We start from the raw sequence: 813 nt of genomic DNA, 5'->3' as shown, positions 1-813 counted from the left end.
CGCTCACCTTGAACCTGGACCCGGCCGACGTCGAGCACCGCCTCACCGACCGCACCCGCGCGATCGTGGTCACCCACTGGAACGGGCTCGCCGCCGACCTGAGACCGTTCCTCGACCTCGCCGAGCGCCACCCGCACCCGCACCACGGGCCGCCGGTGGTGATCGTCGACGCCGCGCGCGCAGCCGGCGGCATCACCCCCGCCGGGCTCCCGGTCGGCGCCGAGGGGTGGGCCACCATCTTCAGCTTCGAGACCAAGAAGTTGATGACGACCTTCGGACAGGGCGGCATGGTCACCACCGGCGACGCGCGGCTCGCCGACCGGCTGCGGCGCCTGCGCACCTACGGGCTGAGCCAGGAATGGGGCACCAACCAGCAGCTCTCCAAGATCCAGGCAGCCGTCGGCCTCGTCCAGCTCGGCCGCCTCGACGAGATGAACGCCGCCCGCATCGCCCGCGCCCACGAGCGCACCCGCCTGCTGCACGGCATCGAGCACCTGACCCTGCCGCCCGAACTCGACGGCGGACGGCACCTGTACTACCGCTACAACCTCCTGGTCCCCGCGTCCTGGGCCGGAGCCGGCCGCGACGCCCTCATGGAAATCCTCGCCGACCGGTACGGGCTCGGCAGCATCATCAACGACCCCGTCACCTACACCGGGCACGACTACATCCGCGCCCACACCGACGGCCAGGCCTGCCCCCGCGCCGAGGCTCTCGCGGCCCGCCTGCTCTGCCCGTGCCTGCACCCGCAGATCCCCGCCGACGAGGAGCGCGAGATCTGCGACGCCATCCGCCGGGCCACCGACGAGATCG

1 protein-coding gene is annotated in these 813 nt (G+C 72.7%); it reads left to right on the top strand.

The annotated features are described in order from the left end of the window. Window positions 1–813: DegT/DnrJ/EryC1/StrS family aminotransferase (locus tag RM812_RS41945; protein WP_311586246.1), on the top strand; the 813-nt coding region annotated here is incomplete at both ends.

The organism is Streptomyces lancefieldiae (genome assembly GCF_031845825.1).
Classification (GTDB): domain Bacteria; phylum Actinomycetota; class Actinomycetes; order Streptomycetales; family Streptomycetaceae; genus Streptomyces; species Streptomyces lancefieldiae.
Note: the sequence above shows the minus strand (reverse complement) of the source record. Positions and strands in the feature narration are given on the sequence as shown.